This is a genomic window from Kosakonia sp. 1610 (assembly GCF_050435845.1).
Taxonomy (GTDB): domain Bacteria; phylum Pseudomonadota; class Gammaproteobacteria; order Enterobacterales; family Enterobacteriaceae; genus Kosakonia; species Kosakonia cowanii.
Genome location: NZ_JBNDKZ010000001.1, coordinates 930,493 through 949,974, shown reverse-complemented (window position 1 = coordinate 949,974; position 19,482 = coordinate 930,493). Strand labels below are relative to the sequence as shown.

Genomic DNA, 19,482 nt, shown 5'->3' with positions numbered 1-19,482 from the left:
GCTCAAGCATAACCTGCTTTGAGATTGTTCTCAAACTCGGCGTAATAAGGGTTTTTTCGCTGCCTAATTTGACTAAAGAGCAGTTCCAGCTAGTTTTATTTGTGGGTGCGAAAAAACTTCGCTTAATAATGAGATGAGTTTTTAGATCATAGGGAAATTATTATTAGCTGATGACTTGCACATATTTAAATTAACGACTAAGCGAATCATTCCCGGTTCGTTATTCGAAACAATCATCACTGCAAAAATATTTTCTGTGCTACAGCGAAACGCTGGCACACAATTCCCCTTACGCGAAAACGACGAAGAGAAGGATTACATTATGACACCTCAAGAAAACTATCATGACTGGTTACGTGATGCCCACGCGATGGAAAAACAGGCTGAGTCGATGCTGAAGTCCATGAGCGAGCGTATCGATAACTACCCGGATCTGCGTTCCCGCATTGCCCAGCATTTAACCGAAACGCAGGGCCAGATCCAATTACTTGAAGAAGTTATGGATCGCAATAATATTAATCGTTCGGTAATGAAAGATGCCACCAGCAAAATGGCCGCGATGGGTCAGGCTTTCGGCGGAATGTTTGCACCGGATGAAGTCGTTAAAGGTTCCATCAGCAGCTATGTCTTCGAGCAATTTGAGATTGCCTGTTACACCTCCCTTATCACCGCAGCAGAAAAAGCCGGCGATGTCGCCAGCGTAGATATTTTCAAACGCATTCTTGCCGAAGAAGTGGCGATGGCTGAATGGGCGCTCAATCATATTCCGGACGTTACCGCACAATTCCTGCTTCGCAGCGATGCGGATGGCGTAGAAGCGAAAAAATAATTATTAGAATTCAGGAGGCAAGCAATGTTTCGTCACGTAAAACAACTGCAATATACGGTTCGCGTTAGCGAGCCAAACCCGGGTCTCGCCAATCTGCTGCTTGAGCAGTTTGGCGGACCGCAGGGCGAACTGGCCGCGGCGTGCCGCTACTTCACTCAGGGTCTGGGTGATGACGATGCCGGGCGTAAAGAGATGCTGATGGATATCGCGACCGAAGAACTCAGCCACCTCGAAATTATCGGCTCGCTGGTCGGTATGCTGAACAAAGGCGCGAAAGGCGCGCTGGCGGAAGGCACCGAGAGCGAAGCGGAACTCTATCGTTCCCTGACGCAGAGCGGTAACGACAGCCATGTCACCTCCCTGCTCTACGGCGGTGGCCCGGCGCTAACCAACTCTGCGGGTAAACCGTGGACGGCATCCTATATCGACACCATCGGCGAAGTTACGGCCGATCTGCGCTCTAACATTGCCGCCGAAGCGCGGGCAAAAATCATCTATGAGCGCCTGATCAACCTCACCGACGATCCGGGTGTAAAAGATGCGCTCGGCTTCCTGATGACCCGTGAAGTGGCGCATATGATGTCGTTTGAAAAAGCGCTCTACTCAATTCGCAACAACTTCCCGCCGGGCAAACTGCCGCCGATTGAGCAGTACAGCAACGTCTACTACAACATGTCGGAAGGCGACGATCCGCGCGGCAGCTGGAACAGCGACGAGAACTTTGAGTATGTTGCCAATCCGCAGCCGGCCGTTGATGGCGGTGATGGTCTGATCACGGTGCAACTGACGCCGGAACAGCTGGCGATGGTGAAAGCGATGAGCGACCGCACCATGTCTGACCCGTCCGTTGAACCGATTACCGGTTTTGAACTGGGAACCGGTGAACCGAAGTCGAAAAAGTAATTCCGCTTACGGTTAACAAACACACCCCCTGCGGGGTGTGTTTTTTTATGCCCGGCCCTGCTGCAATGCACGCAGCTCAAGCGCATCGTGGCTGCAAAAGAGCGTCAGATCCGCTTTATGGGCGCAGGAGAGTTCACGCAGGCGCTGCTGGTTGACGCGGCGCGCCTGATTGTCCATTCCCATCATCCACTGATAAAAACGCAGCCCCGGCGTGCAGTGGCGTTCAGGACGCCCCATCTCTTCACGATAGAACCACGCATCCCCGCCGTGCAGCAGCCACCCTTCCGGTCGCTGGATCGCCACGCCCGCATGTCCCGGCGTATGCCCGGCAAGGGGGACCAGCAGGATCTCCGGCGGCAGGCCATGCAGCGCCGTTACCGCCTCGAAACCAAACCACCTTTCGCCCTGCGGCGCGTAACCATGCCAGCCGGAGCGCGCGCTCCACTGCCCTGGCCGGTAACGCTCACGCTGAAGCCAGCTGTGGCGCTGCCGGGCGGTGTCGATCTCCTGCTGCATCAGGTGTACCTGCGCATGGGGGAAATCGGTCAGGCCTCCGGCATGGTCAAAGTCGAGATGGGTCAGCACTATATGGCGGACATCTTCCGCCTTAAAGCCGAGCGCCTGAATGCGCGACAGCGCGGTCAGCTCCTCGCGGCGCTGGATGTTATTCATCAGGCGAAAGAAGCCCGACAGACGGCGCTGTGGGGCTTGCATATCTTCGCGGCCAAAACCGGTATCGACCAGCACCAGCCCGTCGCGTTCGGTCTCGATCAGCAGACAGTGGCAGACCAGGTGCGCATGCAGCCCTTTGCTGAAGCCGTCATACAGCGCGCCGCCAAGCGGGCACATGCACCCACAGTTAAGGTGATGGACGATCATCGTGACCTCCCGAAAAGTCAGTGAGAATGGGCTGCGCCTGCAGAGACCGGGACGACGCGAAGCTGTACCGCCTTCCCCTGCTCCCAGGCATCTGCCCCTTTGGCGACAGGGTTGGCCGGAAGGTCGGCGCGCTCGGCTTTAATCGCTTCGGTATTGATATCGAAGCGGCGATCGCGGTCTACCAGCAGCGCCGGGTTGAGCTGCCCGTCGGCGGTAAAGCCCATCATCAGCGCCGGGGTGCCAAGCGGCAGGGTTTTATCGCGATCCGTGTGCCAGGTATGGAAGGTTTTGCCGTAGGTGTTGACGATTTTGCTCATCAGCGCCTTATCCGCCACCGCAGGCAGGCCCGGCGCGACCAGGCTGCCGGATTTCACCTCATAGCGATGGCTGTGCCAGAGCTTTTTCTCCTCCGCTGGCAGGGTTTTGAACAGCCGCTCGCTGATGATGTACTCCACGCCCATCAGGCGCGCATCGCGGGTATTGCCGTCGTAGATCACCGCCTGCATCACATCCTCATTTAACACGGTGACATAGTGGTGCGCCTCCATCTGCCCCTTCTGGTTACCGCTGTAGAAGTGGAAACCGTCGAGATAGGTGCTGATGGCGTCAATTGGCGGGCGGGACTGCATCACCGCCGCGCCGCTCTCCAGCGTCTGTAATTTACCCGAGGTTTTTTCACCGGGGATCGGCGTCTGCGGCGGGGTGTTATTGGCGTTGCATCCGGCAAGAGCGAGGGGAAGTACGAGGTACAGGGCCAGCCTTTTCATTGTCTCTCCTTTGATCATGATCTGGAGTTATGAGGGTAGCCCATTGCGGCTATTCAGCCAGTGAAAACGGCAAATCAGATCGGCGCAAACGCAGCGGTGGCGCGGGCTGCACGATATATCCCCATCCATAACCGGGGAGTGTGCCGCTAAGCGGTCTGATTTCTAAGAAAGGTATTAACTATCAAATCCGTAGATTCATCCAAGTACCTTTAACTATGGCGGCGAGATATCGTAACGGCATACGTAAGCCAATGGAGCCAGTTATGAGCACGTCAGACGAGACTAACCGCGATGCCGGAATGGGCAAATGCCCGTTTCATCATGAAGCCAGCAAGCCGGAAACGAAAAGCAGCGGACCTACCACCAACCGTGACTGGTGGCCGAACCAACTGCGTGTCGATCTGTTAAATCAGCACTCCAGCCGCTCGAACCCGCTGGGCGAGCAGTTCAACTACCGCGAAGCCTTTAAACAACTCGATTACAGCGCCCTGAAAGCCGATATTCGCGGCGTGCTCACCGACTCCCAGGAGTGGTGGCCCGCAGACTGGGGCAGCTACATTGGTCTCTTTATTCGTATGGCCTGGCACAGCGCCGGCACCTACCGCACCGTTGACGGACGCGGCGGCTCTGGCCGTGGTCAGCAGCGTTTCGCCCCGCTCAACTCCTGGCCTGATAACGTTAGCCTCGACAAAGCCCGCCGCCTGCTGTGGCCGGTGAAACAGAAGTATGGGCAGCAGATCTCCTGGGCCGATTTGATGATCCTCGCCGGTAACGTTGCGCTGGAGAACTCCGGCTTCCGTACCTTTGGTTTTGGCGCAGGCCGCGAAGATGTCTGGGAACCGGATATGGACGTGGACTGGGGCAGCGAGAAGGAGTGGCTGACCCACCGCCACCCGGAAAGCCTGGCGCAGGCCGCCATTGGTGCGACCGAGATGGGGCTGATTTACGTTAACCCGGAAGGGCCAAACGCCAGCGGGGAGCCGATCTCTGCCGCCGCCGCGATCCGCGCGACCTTTGGCAATATGGGGATGAATGACGAAGAGACCGTGGCGCTGATCGCAGGTGGTCATACGCTGGGCAAAACCCACGGTGCGGCCCATGCACCGGATTATGTCGGTGCTGACCCGGAAACCGCGCCGCTGGAAGCGCAAGGGCTTGGCTGGAGCAGCAGTTATGGTAGCGGCGTTGGCGCAGATGCCATCACCTCCGGGCTGGAAGTGGCGTGGACGCAAACCCCGACGCAGTGGAGCCACTACTTCTTCGAGAACCTGTTCAAATATGAGTGGGTGCAGACCCGCAGCCCGGGCGGCGCAATCCAGTTTGAAGCGGTCGATGCCGATGCAGTCATCCCGGATCCGTTCGACCCGGAGAAGAAACGCAAACCGACAATGCTGGTGACTGACCTGACCCTGCGTTTTGACCCAGATTTCGAGAAAATTTCCCGCCGCTTCCTTAACGATCCGCAGGCGTTTAACGAAGCGTTTGCCCGCGCGTGGTTCAAACTGACCCACCGCGATATGGGGCCGAAATCACGCTACATTGGCCCGGAAGTGCCGAAAGAAGATCTGATCTGGCAGGATCCGCTGCCGACGGCAGTGCATCAGCCAAACGGTGCTGATATTGCCAGCCTGAAAGCGGCGATTGCCGAATCTGGCCTGTCGGTGAGTGAGCTGGTCTCTGTCGCCTGGGCGTCAGCCTCCACCTTCCGCGGTGGCGACAAACGCGGCGGCGCTAACGGCGCGCGTCTGGCGCTGGCCCCGCAGAACGGCTGGGAAGTGAATGCCATTGCGGCGAAAGCGCTGCCTGCCCTGCAAAGCATTCAGCAGACCTCCGGCAAAGCGTCGCTGGCGGATGTAATTGTGCTGGCAGGTGTGGTCGGGGTGGAAAAAGCGGCAGCAGCTGCCGGGGTGCAGATCACCGTTCCCTTCACGCCGGGCCGCGTGGATGCGCGTCAGGATCAGACCGACGTTGACTCCTTTGCTTTAATGGAGCCGCTGGCCGATGGTTTCCGCAACTATCGCCGCGTCTGGGATGGCGTCAGCACCGAAACGCTGCTGGTGGATAAAGCCCAGCAGCTGACCTTGACCGCGCCGGAGATGACCGCGCTGGTTGGCGGCCTGCGTGCGCTGGGTGCCAACTATGATGGCAGCAAACACGGCGTCTTTACTGACAACGTGGGCGTACTGAATACCGACTTCTTCGTCAATCTGCTCGATATGCGCACCGTCTGGCAGGCGAGCGACGACAAAGGCGAACTGTTTGACGGCCGCGATCGTCGCAGCGGTGAGGTGAAGTTTACCGCCACCCGCGCCGACCTGGTGTTTGGCTCCAACTCGGTGCTGCGCGCCCTGGCGGAAGTCTATGCCAGCGCCGACGGCAAAGAGAAGTTTGTCACCGACTTCGTCGCCGCCTGGACGAAAGTGATGAATCTGGATCGCTTCGACCTGCTGTAAGCTCGCGTCAACGTACACGCCTGCGCCGCCTGAAAAGGGGCGCAGGCTTTTTTATGGCAAAAAAACCCCGGCAGTTTGCCGGGAAAAGTGTGTGATAACGAGTTAAGTGCGGCGGCAAAGCAGCCGCCAAAAATTCGGGTAACAACAGATCAAGCCGCAGGCTTTCCGGCAGGCTTGCGGTCATTAAAAGGGATGATTGTCACGCCGGTGTGACAGTTGCGTGGCATTTTAGCCCGAGGTGTGGGAGGTCTCCTGCTCCAGCGTCAGCACAAAATGGCGATCGTGGCGTTCGATTTTCGCCCCGCTCAAACCATAGTTGGTGGTTAACATAAAAAAGGTATCGGCATCGACATCAAATGCCAGCTCGACCTGCTGATATTTGCCCGATGTCGCCATCTGATACGCCTGTTTCAGGTTGTACGCTTTTGCTCTGGACATAAAGCCCTCTCCGCGTAGTGCCGTTGTAGAAACCATCGCCCCTATTCTTATAGACCGCTTTTGCCAGACTAGCCGCCAATTTTTCCACTAAATAACCGAAATCCCCACGTGTTGTAGAGCAGCGTCACCGGCACCAACAGGCCATAACTGATCAGCAGGAATGTTTGCGTGGCAGGCGGTGCCGCCGCCTGGCTGAGAGTAAGATGTGGCGGCACGATCCACGGAAAGAGCGTGAAGGCAAGCAGGCAAAACGCCACGCTGACCATCACCAGCACGCCGAGCAACGGCAAAAAATCACGCCCTTTGCGCAGGCCAACAATAAACAGCGCCATACCTGCAAGCGCCACGGCAAGAGAGGGCCCCCATAAGAACGGGTTGAGCAGATGCTGCCGCCAGCTCTCCTGTAACTGCGCGCACCACACCAGCAGGCCTGCAATCATCACCAGGCCAATCAGCGCCAGCCACGGCAACACGCGTCGCGCCCATGTGCGCAGTTCACCGGTCATGCGCCACACCAGCCAGCCCGCGCCGAGCCACGCATAGCCCAGCGCCAGCGCCACGCCGCAGTAAAGGGGAAAGGGCCGCAGCCAGGCGAACGCGCTGCCGGTAAACTGCTGCCCGTCGGTAGCGATCCCCTGTATCAGCGAACCGACCACCACGCCCTGCGCCAGCGCAGTGAGGAGCGAGCCGCTAACGAGCATCGCGTCGAAAAGCCGTGGCGCATGGGGGCGAAACTCAATCGCCATGCCGCGCACCACCAGCGCCAGCATCATCACGAACAGCGGAATATAGAGCGCGCTCAGCACAATGGCGTAGGCCAGCGGAAAGAGGCCGAGCAGGCCGCCCGCCGCCAGCACCAGCCAGGTTTCATTCCCGTCCCACACCGGCAGCAGCGAGAGGTTAATATCCTGCCGCGACTGTGGGCTGCGCTGAAAACCGGTGAGGATCCCGGCTCCCAGATCGGTGCCATCGAGGAGTACGTAGATCAGCAGACTGCCCGCCAGCGCGACGGCTGAAAGCGTTTCAAGCCAGGGAAAACCAAGGATCGTTAACATACTACTGCTCCCCCTTGCCGCTACGCTGCGCCACTTCCGGTGCCGCGCCCGGCTCATCCTCAGTGGGCAGGTGCGACATCAGTTTGAGTAAAAACCACAGGCCGAGGGCGAAGACCAGTAAATAGACCAGCACGGTGGCGATAAGCGACCCGAGCACCAGTTGCCCGCTGACCGGCGAGACGCTATCCACGGTGCGCAACACGCCGTACACGCTCCACGGCTGGCGTCCGGTCTCCGTGACCCACCAGCCTGCGAGCATCGCCACAAAGCCCGCGGGGGCCATCAGCACCATCACACGGTGTAGCCAGCGTGCCTGCCACAACCTGCCGCGCAGGCGCACCACCAGCCCCGCAATGCCGGTTGCCACCATCAGCAGACCGAGGCCAACCATCAGGCGAAAGGCCCAGAACACCCCCGGCACCCACGGCAGATCCGCCGCCGGATACTGGTTCAACGTATGGATGCGCCCCTGCAAATTGTGCCGCAGATAGAGCGAGCCAATATTGGGGATGGCGACTTCGTAATGGTTACGCCGCGCCTGCATATCCGGCAGCGCAAAGAGGCGCAGCGGTTCACCTTCGCCCGCAGGCGGCGGATCCCACGCCCCCTCCATTGCCGCCAGTTTGATCGGTTGATGATCGCGGGTGTTCTCGCCATGCAGATCGCCCAGCACCACCTGCAAAGGTGCCAGCAGCATCAGCATCCACATTGCCAGCGAGAACATTTTGCGCGCAGGCAGGGCACGGGCGTCGCGCAGCAGATGCCATGCACCGCAGGCCGCCACCAGGCAGGCGGTGCCGAGCAGCGCCGCCACCGTCATATGCGCCAGCCGCCACGGAAAGGAGGGATTAAAAATGGCCGCCCACCAGTCGACGGGCAGAAAACGCCCGTCGGCTGCCAGCGTGTAACCGTCCGGCGTCTGCATCCATGAGTTGGCCGCAAGGATCCAGAAAGCGCTGAACAGCGTACCGGTGGCGACAATGGTGGTAGCCATAAAGTGCACCCACGGGCGCACCCGGCCCATGCCGAAGAGCATCACCCCCATAAACCCTGCCTCGAGGAAGAAGGCGACGAGGATCTCCATATACATCATCGGCCCGAGTATTGCCCCGGCGCGGCTGGAGAGTGCGCTCCAGTTGGTGCCGAAAACAAACTCCATCACCACGCCGGTGACCACGCCGACCGCCACATTGAGGGCGAAGATCTTGCTCCAGTAGCGCCAGAGCGAGAGCCACACTGGCTGCCTGCGCCACAGCCACATCCCTTCCAGAAACATCAGAAACAGCGCGAGGCCGAGGGTAAAAGCCGCCAGCACAATATGAAAGCCGATGGTGAAGGCAAACTGGCTGCGCGCCAGCAGCAGAGCGAACTCCTGGCTCATTACGCGTCGCTGGGTTTGCCGGTGAAGGCGGAGATCGGTTTATCCACCGGCTCCTCCATGCGCCGCGAAAAAGCTTTCAGCCCCTGTAATAGCGGCTGCACGGCGCCCCACAACTCATCGTCCTGCAACATCTTCCATACGCCGTGCACCCCCGGCGCTTTATGCTGCTCCTGCGACGGCGGCTGGCTGAAGGCCTCTGCCATGTCGCGCAGGCCAAAGGCCAGCTTGTACATCTTGTCCGGCGAGACGCTGGAGAGCGCCATCAGCAGCACCGAGATATTTTGCAGGGCGTTGAGCGTCCCTTCGCGCTGCAGGCCCTTTACCAACACTTCGGCGATTTCGTTATTGGCGCCAACCACATCGTTGGCGAGGCGCAGCACGCCATGTTTATGCAGCGTCTGAAGTAGACGCTCCAGCTCTTCATGGGCGTCGGGGCCGATTTTGGCCGGCTCCGGCTGATAATCAATTGCTTTAGCCATTAAAATTTCTCCGGGTGGGGTTCGCTTGCGGGGGGCTGGCGGTAGTCGTCGCGCTGCCACTTCTCTTCGACAGGCACCTTATCAATCGGCGTGCGGCTGCCATGGCGGAAATTGTGTTTCGGTAGCGGGTCCGGCAGCGGCGGGCGATCGAGCAGCGTCATGCGCACCGCCAGCTCCTTATAGGCCGGGGTGTTGACCTGCGGATCGTGGTGCTCGCCGGTAAGGATATTGACGCCCTCTTTGCCGTGATGAATAGGGATAAAGAGTTCGTTGCCCGCCACGCGATCGGTGATCACCACCGGCACGTCGATCTCGCCGCGTCGGGAGGTGAGTTTCACCCAGCTTCCCTCCTGCAACCCGCGCGCAGCGGCAAGGGTCGGGCTGACCTCCACAAACCCGTTTGGCGACAGGCTGGTGGTGCGCCCGCCCTGCCCGCTCTGGTTGGTCGACTGGAAATGCTCCAGCATGCGGCCATTGTTAAGATGCAGATCGTATTCCTCATCGGCACGCTCTTCCGGCGCACTCCAGCTTAGCGGGTAGAGATTGGCGCGCCCATCCGGCGTGTTAAAGCGCTCGGTATAGAGCAGCGGCGTGCTGCTGCCATCCGCCTTCACCGGCCAGATTTGCGACTTCCACCCTTCGAGGCGCTGATAGCTGACGCCCGCGAAGCTCTGCGCAATGCTCGCGGCCTCATGCATAATCTCCTGCGGATGTTGATACCCCCAGTCATAGCCCATACGCGCGGCGAGCTGGGTGAGGATCTGCCAGTCCGGGCGGCTGTCGCCGAGTGGCGGCATCACCGGATAAAAACGCTGGATGCGCCGCTCGGTATTGACGAAGCTGCCCTCTTTTTCCACGCTCGGGCAGCCGGGCAGCACCACGTCGGCAAACTGCGCGGTGCGGCTGAGAAAGAGATCCTGCACCACCAGGAAGTCGAGGTCAGTGAAGCCTTCATGCACACTGTGGGCATCGGCATCCGCAAAGGCGGTATCTTCGCCGATCACATACATGGCGCGGATCTGCTTTTCGCGCGCCATCTTCACCATCATAAAGTTGTCCTCCCCCACCTCCAGCGAGAGCCGTTCCGCTGGCACGCCCCAGGCGTTTGCCCACTTGGCGCGCACGGCGGGATCGCTGACGGACTCATAGCCGGGGTAGAAGTTTTTCAGGCAGCCGAAATCGCTCGCCCCCTGCACATTATTATGTCCGCGCATCGGATAGCCGCCAGTGCCCGGCCGCCCATAGTTGCCCGTCACCAGTAACAGGTTGGAGAGCGCGGTGCTGGCGTCTGCGCCATGGCTGTGCTGCGTGATGCCCATCGCCCACATAATGCAGACACGCCCGGCCTTGCCGATCATCTCGGCGGCACGGGTGAGGAGCTCGGGCGATAAGCCGGTCTGTTCGGCGGCAAAATCAAGTGTGAACGGGGCAAGGGACTGGCGATACTCCTCCACCTTATTGACTCTACTGGCGAGAAACGCCTCATCGGCATAGCCGTTATCAAACATGTAGCGCGACATGGCGCTGGCCCAGGCGAGATCGCTTCCGGGCTGAATGCGCAGATGTAGATCAGCGCGCCCGGCCATTTCGTGACGGCGCGGATCGACCACCAGCCACTGCTGCCCATGATGCTTTTTCGCTGCTTTCAGACGTGAGGCGATCACCGGATGGTTTTCGGCGGTGTTGCTGCCAACAATGATCACCAGATCGGCCTTGATAAGATCCTCGATGGTACCGGCATCGCCGCCGTAGCCAACGGTGCGGAACAGCCCTTCGGTCGCCGGGTTCTGGCAGTAGCGGGAGGAGTTATCAACGCTGTTGGTGCCAATAATCGCGCGGGCAATTTTCTGCGTCAGGTAGGCCTCTTCATTGCTGCCTTTGCTGGAGCCGATAAAACCGATGCTCTCTGCGCCAGCGTTATCGCGGATCGAGAGCAGGCGTGTCGCCACCAGATCGAGCGCCTCATCCCAGCTTGCCGGGCGGAAGCGCCCGTTTTCGCGGATCAGCGGTGTGGTGATGCGCTCCGGGCTGTTGATAAAGTCCCAGGCAAATTTACCCTTCACGCAGGTGGAGATGCTGTTAACCGGCGCTTCGACGCTCGGCTGCACCTTTAACAGGTGGCGATCGCGGGTCCACATCTCAAAGGAGCAGCCAACACCGCAGTAGGTGCAGACGGTTTTGGTGCGTTTGATCTCCTGCTGGCGCAGGTGGGTATCAATCACCGAAACGCCGGAGATAATCTCCGCCCCGGTGGAGTTCTCGAGGGTTTTGATGATGTCGATCAGCGGGCGCTTTAGCGACTGGCGCATCGAAGTGAACGGCCCGGCGTCGGGCTGCATGCTCTTCTCCATTAGCGCATTGCAGGGGCAGACCGTGACGCAGTGCCCACAGCTGACACAGCTGGAACCGGCAATCTGCGTGCCGCCGTCCCACAACACGCGCGGGTGCTCCATGGTGTAATCGATGCTCAGGGTCTCATTCACTTCAACATTCTGGCAGGCATCCACACAGCGGCCGCAGAGAATGCACTGATCGGGATCGTAGGTATAAAAGGGGTTGGAGTGATCTTTGACATAGGGTTTGCGCTCAAAGGCATAGCGCTGAATCGGGATATGCATATCCACCACGGTGTTATGCAGTGTGCAGTCGCCAGTGTTGTGTTCGCAGACGGTGCAGTAGAGTTCATGTTTTGCCAGCAGCCGATCCATCCCCTCTTCGCGCGCCGCGCGGGCGGGCTCGTTCGCTGAAGTAATCACCATGCCTTCGCGGCTACGCAGCGTACAGCCGCGCACCAGTTCTCCTTCCGATTCCACCCAGCAGACATCGCAGGTTTGCAGCGGATCGAGCGCCGGGTGGTAACAGACGTGGGGCAGTTTCACATTACAGTGTTCAAGGAAGGGGATCAGCGGCATGTCCGCCGGGCCAATAAGGGGCTTACCATCATAAATGACGGTACATTTTTGCAGGCTCATGTTACTTCCTCACCAATAAAGGGCTGTACGTCCACTCCCGGTGCAATCGGCCACGCGTTGCAGCGCGCCTCGTCGCCCCTGTTCGGGTGGCGTATCGGTTATTAAGGTTTAAACGTAGACCCTGCCGCCCCGCTGAGCCAAACGGCCACGATATATTTATTCGTAAGCCTAAGATTTCTCTCAAAACCATAAGCAAAAATGATATATCTCACCCTTTCGAACGTAAATTTTTGTCAAAAAAAGCGCAGCGCAAGAATGTTTTGTGACAATCAACGTCGATAGTTTCGTGGGTTATTATTCGGATTGAGCTTTACTTTTCGCTAAGTCACTTATTTTAAAGATGCCTTTCAGATGACCGTTTGGTCTAATTAAAATATATCCTCTTAAACGATATTATATTTTTGTTAATTCCCGCCTTCCCCCTGCCGTTTGACTATTCCACAAGCGGGTCTAAATTTAATGACGAACGCCGGCGACACTGCTCACAAATAAAGTGTCGTTACACTGAAACAACGAAACAGGAGAAATATTATGGCTGAACATCGTGGTGGCTCAGGTAATTTCGCCGAGAATCGTGAAAAGGCATCAGAAGCAGGCCGCAAAGGCGGTCAACAGAGCGGCGGTAATTTCAAAAACGATCCGCAGCGCGCTTCCGAAGCAGGTAAAAAAGGCGGCCAGAATAGCCACAGCGGCGGCCGTAAATCCGGCAATAACTAATATTGCTGTGACGGAATAATTACTGCTTTGAAATTAAAGATTAATAACTGGCGAGCCAGCGATGGCTCGCTATTTTTAACGCTATTATTGGGTGGATATTATGCAGATTAATACGCTTAACGACCTTTTTATTCATGGTTTATCCGACATTTACAGCGCTGAGAAGCAGCTGGCGCGCGCACTGACCAAAATGGCGCGCGAAGCCTCTAACGCTGAGCTGGTGCAGGCATTTAAACAGCACCTGGAAGAGACCCATGGTCAGATTGAACGTATCGATATGCTGCTGGAAGCAGAAGCTAACGTGAAACTGAAACGTATGAAATGTCATGCGATGGAAGGTCTGGTTGAAGAAGCGAACGAAGTGATCGAAGCGAGCGAAAAAGGCACCCTGCGCGATGCGGGCCTGATTGCCGCAGCGCAAAAAGTAGAGCACTACGAAATTGCCTCTTACGGCACGCTCTGCACGCTGGCAAAACAGCTGGGCTATAAGAAAGCCGCTGAGCTGCTGGCGCAAACGCTGGAAGAGGAGAAAAATACCGATAATCTCCTGACTAAAATCGCCACCAGCAAAATTAACCAGAAAGCAGAAGTGGAATAATTTTCCGCTTCGTTGTGGCTGATAACTGCTTTAAATGACAGTGAATTAATCTGCGGTCAATTTAAAGGCGTTATCAGCCAAAAGAGTATGCGAACACCAAGGTAAACGGTACGGCAAAAGTCAGGCAGGGCGAACTCTTGTTATTGCACGATAAATTAACGGCGATAACCTGAGCGGTCATTAACATAAGAATGACCTAATCCCTTGATTTAGCACTTTGATTAGCCGTACTAAACTATTTCAGGATGCACGGTGTGTTACAGCGGCATCCCTCTTTTACTGGCGTGGTCTTTACGATCACCACTCCTGGAACATATTGCGGCAATGTCGGCACCTCGATTCGCAATCAGACAGGCTGTCGTCACCGATGAGGAACAAGATATGCAACAGAACCTGAAACGTGTAAGGAATGTCCGTGTTAATTCGCGCACCAGCGCCGATCTCGGCTGGCAGGTGCAGGATGAGTTTGAACGTACTCGCCTGGAAAAACCCTTCGTACCGGTACAGGTGGCCGCCAGTAATGAAGACGCAATGCTACGCGCACACCGTGAACCGAAGCTCGATCCGCTCCAGCAATACCTCGTCGCAAGGATGGCAAATCGCCAGCAGGTGCAGGAGCTGGCTGAACAACATGAGTAACAGAGGGTAAAGACCCTCCCGCTACGTGCCTTGCCTGACTTGCCCGGCCTTTATACGCCGGGCATTTTTATCTCCGCTGGTTGACTTATTTTGTTATCAGCGTACTTTTCAGGACATGAAAACCTTCCTGATTATTGTGCCCGATGGCGGCATGCTGTTTGAATCCGCCGGTATTGCCGACATTCTGATGCAGGCCAATCGCCTGCACCCGGACGGCACCGGTGAACCCCGTTACACCCTGCGTATTGCCACTACCCAACCTCACCCGGTGATCCATGGTCAGTCTGGTTTAAACCTGTTAGCCGACCATCGGCTGCCGGAGATCGATCCGCGCAAGCCCTGGGACACTATTATGATCACCGGTCGCGGTAACGACGAAGAGGAAGGCACGGCGGTGGTGGACTGGCTGCGTCTTGCCGCCCCCCACGCGCGCCGCGTGGTCTCCATCTGCGGCGGCGCGATGCTGCTGGCGCAGGCGGGTCTGCTTGATGGTCGCCGGGCGACAACACACTGGCGGCTGCTGGAGACGATGCAGCGTTGCTATCCCACTATTACGGTTGAGAGCGGCCCGCTCTATATTCAGGATGGCCCGGTCTGGACCTCCGGCGGCGTCAGCTCCGGGTTCGATCTCACCCTTGCGCTGGTGGAGGAGGATTACGGATTTACCCTCGCCCGCGATGTGGCGCAGGATCTGGTGATGTATCTGCGCCGCCCCGGCGGGCAACTCCAGTTCAGCCGCTACCATCTGCAACAGGCCGAAAACAGTGGGCCAATCAGCACGCTGCAAAGCTGGATATTGCAAAACCTCGCAGCGGATTTAAGCGTGGAGGCGCTGGCCGAACAGGTGGCAATGAGCCCGCGCAATTTTACCCGCGTCTTTACCCGCGAAACCGGCATCTCCCCGGCGCGTTATGTTGCCGAAGCGCGCCTTGCCGCCGCGCGCGACAGGCTTGAGCAGAGCCGCGACACGCTGGATCGCATCGCCCTGCAAACCGGCTTTGGCAGCAGCATCAACCTGCGCCGCACCTTTGAACGCCAGTTGCACCTCACCCCCGGCGAATATCGCCAGCGCTTCCACCGCCGCACTTTGGCGTAAAGTGATCCTTTTTTGTCATTTACGCCAAAAGATGCCAGGCCTACAGTGAATGCAGACCCCGATTGGAAGGAGAGCATCATGGTTAAGGTTGGCATTAATGGTTTTGGCCGAATCGGCCGCAACGTGTTGCGCGCAGCACTCGGCAATGCCGACGTTGAGATTGTGGCGATCAACGATCTCACCGACAGTAAAACCCTCGCGCACCTGCTGAAGTACGACTCCCTCTCAGGCACCCTGCCGGTGCCGGTTGAGGCGGGCGAAGGCGAACTGCGGGTTGATGGCAAAACGATCCGCGTGTTTAGCGAGCGCGATCCGGCAGCGATCCCATGGCGCGAGGTGGGCGCAGAGATAGTAATCGAAGCGACCGGCTTTTTTACCGACCGTGAGAAAGCGGCGGTACATATCAGCAGCGGCGGCGCAAAGCGGGTGATTATCTCCGCGCCGGGTAAAAACGACGATTTAACCATTGTGCTGGGCGTAAACGACGGGCAGTACGACCCGCTTAAACACCATGTGGTGAGCAACGGTAGCTGCACCACGAACGGTCTGGCTCCCGCCGCCCAGGTGCTGCATCAGCACTTTGGCATTGAGCATGGCCTGATGAACACCACCCATGCTTACACCAACAGCCAGGCGCTGCACGACCAGCCGGAGAAAGATCTGCGCGGTGCGCGTGCGGCGGCGCTCTCAATTGTCCCCTACTCCAGCGGCGCGGCAAAAGCGCTGGGCAAAGTGATCCCGGAACTCGAAGGTCGCCTGACCGGATATTCGTTACGCGTGCCGGTGCCGGTGGTGTCGATTGTTGACCTGACCGTCACCCTGAAGCGCGATGTAACGGCAGATGAAGTGAATAACGCCTTCCGCGAAGCTGCCGCCGCCGGGCCATTGCAAGGGATCCTCGGTTACAGCGATGAGCCGCTGGTATCCAGTGATTATCAGGGCGATGCGCGTTCATCGATTATCGACGGGCTCTCAACGCTGGTGATTGGCGGCAATATGGTGAAAATCCTCGCCTGGTACGATAACGAGTGGGGATTCTCCAACCGGCTGGTTGAGCTGGCGGCGCTGATGGCGAAACGCGGGTTGTAAGCGGATTGCCGGATGGCGGTTACGTAAACGGAGCCACTGAAACCGCGTAGGCCGGATAAGCGTGTAACGCGCCATCCGGCATTATCTCCGCCGCACCACTGCCGGATGGCGGCTACGCCTTATCCGGCCTACAAAATCGCGCCTACAGCGACACCTTCATTGCATTTACCTGCGGTCTCGCAGCGACGGTGTTGACCCCCGCTGAAATCGGCGAACCGAAGCGTGAATGACAAGGTCTGGACGCCATGGATGGCGGACAGAGGCGAACCGAGACAGGATGTCGAGTCGAGCCGGCCGCAGTCAGGCACGCGGGAGGTGAGCGCAGTGCGAAGCACCGATTTCCTCGCGGGGCCGCGGGGATTGACAAGGGGAGCGCGGCCGCTTCCCTTGTCCCGTTCACCGCATAAGAGATCAATGAAACTCCCCAATGCCTGGTGAACGGAACCCTTCCACCAAAGCCACATACCAACCCCATCGCCGGATGGCGGCTTCGTTGCTGTAGGCCGTATAAGCGTTTACGCGCCATCCGGCAATTTTTACATCGCCATATCCACCACAATACGGCCGGTGATTTTCCCGGCGCGCATGCGATCGAAAATGTCGTTGATGTTCTCCAGCGGCTCCACGGCGATCTCAGCATGCACCTTGTTGCGTCCGGCGAAATCGAGCGCCTCCTGCAGATCTTTACGCGTACCGACAATCGACCCGCGCACCGTAATGCCATCCAGCACCATATTAAAAATCGACAGATCGAACGTCCCCGGCGGCAAACCGTTCAGCACCATGGTGCCGCCACGACGCATCATAGTGGTGGCTTGTGCGAAGGCCTTCGGCGACACCGCCGTGACCAGCACACCGTGCGCGCCGCCGAACTCCTCGTGAAAACGCGTGCCGGGATCCTCGTTAAGGGCATTTACCACCACTGACGCCCCAAGACGGCGGGCAAACGCCAGTTTCTCATCATCAATATCGACCGCGGCGACATTCATCCCCATCGCCACCGCATACTGAATGGCTAAATGCCCCAGCCCGCCAATCCCGGAGATCACCACCCACTGCCCGGCGGAGGCTTGGGTCATCTTCAGCCCTTTATAGACCGTCACCCCGGCGCAGAGAATCGGCGCGATTTCGTTGAAACCGACATTATCCGGCAGGATGCCGACGTAGTTAGCATCCGCCAGGCAATATTCGGCAAAGCTGCCGTTAACCGAGTAACCGGAGTTCTGCTGGCCATGGCACAGCGTCTCCCAGCCGCCGAGGCAGTGCTCGCAATGCCCGCAGGCCGAGTAGAGCCACGGCACGCCGACGCGATCGCCCTCTTTGATATGCGTAACACCCGCGCCGACGGCAACCACATGGCCAACGCCCTCATGGCCCGGAATAAACGGCGGGTTGGGTTTTACCGGCCAGTCACCTTCTGCGGCGTGCAGATCCGTATGGCACACGCCGGTGGCAGCGATTTTGACCAAAATTTTGCCCGGTGCCACGGCAGGCACCATCACCTCTTCAATCACCAACGGTTGACCAAACGCCTTCACGACGGCGGCCTTCATGCTTTTCAGTTGCATTCTTTCACCCTCATGCTGATGGATAATCAATAGAGACCCAGCGGGGAACCGCTGTAGCTGACCAGCAGGTTTTTGATCTGCTGATAGTGGCTGAGCGCCAGTTTGTGGGTTTCACGCCCCACGCCCGAGTTTTTGTAACCACCGAACGCCGCATGCGCCGGGTAGAGGTGGTAGCAGTTGGTCCAGACACGACCCGCTTTGATCGCACGCCCCATACGCCACGCGCGGTTGATATCCAGCGTCCACAGCCCGGCACCGAGTCCATATTCTGTATCGTTGGCAATTTGCAGCGCTTCCGCCTCATCTTTAAAGGTGGTGATACCGATGACAGGCCCGAAGATCTCCTCCTGGAAGCAGCGCATTTTGTTGTGGCCTTTGATCAGCGTCGGCTGAATGTAGTAACCCTTCTCCAGCTTATCGCCATGCTCAAGGTGCGCGCCGCCAGCGATAATTTCGCCGCCCTCTTCACGGGCGATGTTGATATAGGAGAGGATTTTGTCGTACTGCTCCTGGGATGCCTGCGCGCCAATCATGGTGTCGGTGTCGAACGGGTCGCCTTTACGGATGTTCTCCATGCGGGCAATCACTTTCTCAACAAACTGCGGGTAGATGGACTCCTGTACCAGCACGCGCGACGGGCAGGTGCAGACTTCGCCCTGGTTAAAGAAGCCAAGCACCACGCCCTCGATCGCTTTATCGATATACTCGGCGTCGCCATTCAGCACATCTTCAAAGTAAATATTGGGGGATTTACCGCCCAGCTCGACGGTGCTGGGGATGATATTTTCAGCCGCGCACGCCAGGATGTGGCGGCCAATCGGCGTTGAGCCGGTAAAGGCAATCTTCTCGATGCGCTTGCTGCGCGCCAGCGGTTCGCCCGCTTCCATACCGAAACCGTGCACCACGTTCAGCACCCCTTTCGGCAGCAGATCGCCAATCACTTCCATCAGCACGCAGATGCCCAGCGGCGTCTGCTCAGCAGGTTTCAGCACCACGCAGTTACCGGCGGCCAGCGCCGGAGCCAGCTTCCAGGCCGCCATCAGGATCGGGAAGTTCCACGGAATAATCTGCCCGACCACGCCGAGCGGTTCATAGATATGGTACGCAACGGTATTGCTGTCGATCTCTGCCGCCGTCCCCTCCTGCGCGCGGACGCAGCCGGCAAAGTAGCGGAAGTGATCGACAGCGAGAGGAATATCGGCGCCCAGCGTTTCGCGAATCGGTTTGCCGTTGTCCCAGGTTTCCGTTAACGCCAGCAGCTCAAGGTTGGCTTCGATGCGATCGGCAATTTTCAGCAGCACATTGGCACGATCCTGCACGCTGGTTTTGCCCCAGCTCTCGGCGGCGGCATGGGCGGCATCGAGCGCTTTTTCAATATCTTCCGCCCCGGAGCGCGGGAACTCGGCAATCACCTCTCCGGTCACCGGCGAGGTATTCGTAAACCAGCGGCCCTCAATCGGATCGACAAATTCGCCGCCAATATAGTTGCCATAACGCGGCTTATAAGAGACTTTCGCGCCATCAAGGCCAGGGTGCAGATATTTCATAAGGTGTTCCTCGTTATTATCGGTACAGAAGAGGCGTCTCACTCTGTGGTGGACAGAAGCATATAAGCAGTT

General features: G+C 58.1%; 17 protein-coding genes. 8 read left to right on the top strand and 9 right to left on the bottom strand.

What is annotated here, in order from left to right:
- The first annotated feature begins 322 nt into the window (after positions 1-322).
- Both ABIC80_RS04570 and ABIC80_RS04565 read left to right on the top strand, forming a co-directional pair.
- Positions 323-829, top strand: coding sequence for a ferritin-like domain-containing protein (locus tag ABIC80_RS04570; protein ID WP_023479263.1), 507 nt, complete (start codon positions 323-325; stop codon positions 827-829).
- 24 nt (positions 830-853) lie between these two features.
- On the top strand, positions 854-1,732 hold the full coding sequence (locus tag ABIC80_RS04565) for a manganese catalase family protein (protein ID WP_023479276.1): 879 nt from the start codon (positions 854-856) through the stop codon (positions 1,730-1,732).
- A gap of 45 nt (positions 1,733-1,777) precedes the next feature.
- On the opposite strand, the gene ABIC80_RS04560 is transcribed toward ABIC80_RS04565, so the two are convergent.
- Both ABIC80_RS04560 and ABIC80_RS04555 read right to left on the bottom strand, forming a co-directional pair.
- Complete coding sequence (locus ABIC80_RS04560; RefSeq protein ID WP_429175724.1) at positions 1,778-2,611, bottom strand: MBL fold metallo-hydrolase; 834 nt, start codon at positions 2,609-2,611, stop codon at positions 1,778-1,780.
- A 17-nt stretch (positions 2,612-2,628) separates the two neighbouring features.
- Positions 2,629-3,378 (bottom strand): OBAP family protein, encoded by a 750-nt coding sequence (locus tag ABIC80_RS04555; RefSeq protein WP_076769975.1) that lies wholly within the window; start codon positions 3,376-3,378, stop codon positions 2,629-2,631.
- Positions 3,379-3,641: 263 nt separating this feature from the next.
- On the opposite strand from ABIC80_RS04555, the gene katG reads away from it, so the two are divergent.
- Complete coding sequence (gene katG, locus ABIC80_RS04550) at positions 3,642-5,831, top strand: catalase/peroxidase HPI (protein WP_429175723.1); 2,190 nt, start codon at positions 3,642-3,644, stop codon at positions 5,829-5,831.
- 228 nt (positions 5,832-6,059) lie between these two features.
- Here the strand turns inward: katG and ABIC80_RS04545 are convergent, their stop codons facing one another.
- The 5 genes from ABIC80_RS04545 to fdhF all read right to left on the bottom strand — a co-directional run bounded on the left by ABIC80_RS04545 (position 6,060) and on the right by fdhF (position 12,156).
- Entirely contained in the window at positions 6,060-6,269 is a 210-nt protein-coding gene (locus ABIC80_RS04545; RefSeq protein WP_034812560.1) for a hypothetical protein, read from the bottom strand.
- Between the two features lie 68 nt (positions 6,270-6,337).
- Positions 6,338-7,324 (bottom strand): cytochrome d ubiquinol oxidase subunit II, encoded by a 987-nt coding sequence (locus ABIC80_RS04540; protein ID WP_429175721.1) that lies wholly within the window; start codon positions 7,322-7,324, stop codon positions 6,338-6,340.
- 1 nt (position 7,325) lies between these two features.
- Positions 7,326-8,705, bottom strand: a complete 1,380-nt coding sequence (locus ABIC80_RS04535; protein WP_429175719.1) for a cytochrome ubiquinol oxidase subunit I — start codon at positions 8,703-8,705, stop codon at positions 7,326-7,328.
- The gene (locus tag ABIC80_RS04530; RefSeq protein WP_042713783.1) at positions 8,705-9,184 is read right to left on the bottom strand and encodes a DUF1641 domain-containing protein; all 480 of its coding nucleotides are present in this window, start codon (positions 9,182-9,184) and stop codon (positions 8,705-8,707) included. The genes ABIC80_RS04535 and ABIC80_RS04530 overlap by 1 nt, the downstream gene beginning before the upstream one ends.
- On the bottom strand, positions 9,184-12,156 hold the full coding sequence (gene fdhF / locus ABIC80_RS04525; RefSeq protein WP_429175717.1) for a formate dehydrogenase subunit alpha: 2,973 nt from the start codon (positions 12,154-12,156) through the stop codon (positions 9,184-9,186). Before fdhF ends, ABIC80_RS04530 begins: the two co-directional genes overlap by 1 nt.
- Before the next feature lie 531 nt (positions 12,157-12,687).
- Between fdhF and ABIC80_RS04520 the strand changes: the two genes are divergently transcribed.
- From ABIC80_RS04520 to gap, 5 genes are all read left to right on the top strand, one after another.
- Positions 12,688-12,873 carry a general stress protein gene (locus ABIC80_RS04520; protein WP_034812569.1) on the top strand — a complete coding sequence of 62 codons (186 nt, stop codon included), beginning with the start codon at positions 12,688-12,690 and terminating at the stop codon, positions 12,871-12,873.
- A gap of 100 nt (positions 12,874-12,973) precedes the next feature.
- The gene (locus ABIC80_RS04515) at positions 12,974-13,471 is read left to right on the top strand and encodes a ferritin-like domain-containing protein (RefSeq protein ID WP_034812573.1); all 498 of its coding nucleotides are present in this window, start codon (positions 12,974-12,976) and stop codon (positions 13,469-13,471) included.
- A 381-nt stretch (positions 13,472-13,852) separates the two neighbouring features.
- Entirely contained in the window at positions 13,853-14,110 is a 258-nt protein-coding gene (locus ABIC80_RS04510) for a hypothetical protein (RefSeq protein WP_200135720.1), read from the top strand.
- 115 nt (positions 14,111-14,225) lie between these two features.
- Positions 14,226-15,206, top strand: coding sequence for a GlxA family transcriptional regulator (locus ABIC80_RS04505; RefSeq protein WP_200135719.1), 981 nt, complete (start codon positions 14,226-14,228; stop codon positions 15,204-15,206).
- Positions 15,207-15,284: 78 nt separating this feature from the next.
- Positions 15,285-16,295, top strand: coding sequence for a type I glyceraldehyde-3-phosphate dehydrogenase (gene gap, locus ABIC80_RS04500; RefSeq protein WP_429175715.1), 1,011 nt, complete (start codon positions 15,285-15,287; stop codon positions 16,293-16,295).
- A 536-nt stretch (positions 16,296-16,831) separates the two neighbouring features.
- Here gap and adhP read toward each other — a convergent pair.
- The gene (gene adhP, locus ABIC80_RS04495; protein ID WP_429175712.1) at positions 16,832-17,863 is read right to left on the bottom strand and encodes an alcohol dehydrogenase AdhP; all 1,032 of its coding nucleotides are present in this window, start codon (positions 17,861-17,863) and stop codon (positions 16,832-16,834) included.
- Between the two features lie 26 nt (positions 17,864-17,889).
- Positions 17,890-19,410 carry an acetaldehyde dehydrogenase ExaC gene (exaC, locus tag ABIC80_RS04490; RefSeq protein WP_263754513.1) on the bottom strand — a complete coding sequence of 507 codons (1,521 nt, stop codon included), beginning with the start codon at positions 19,408-19,410 and terminating at the stop codon, positions 17,890-17,892.
- Positions 19,411-19,482: the final 72 nt, after the last annotated feature.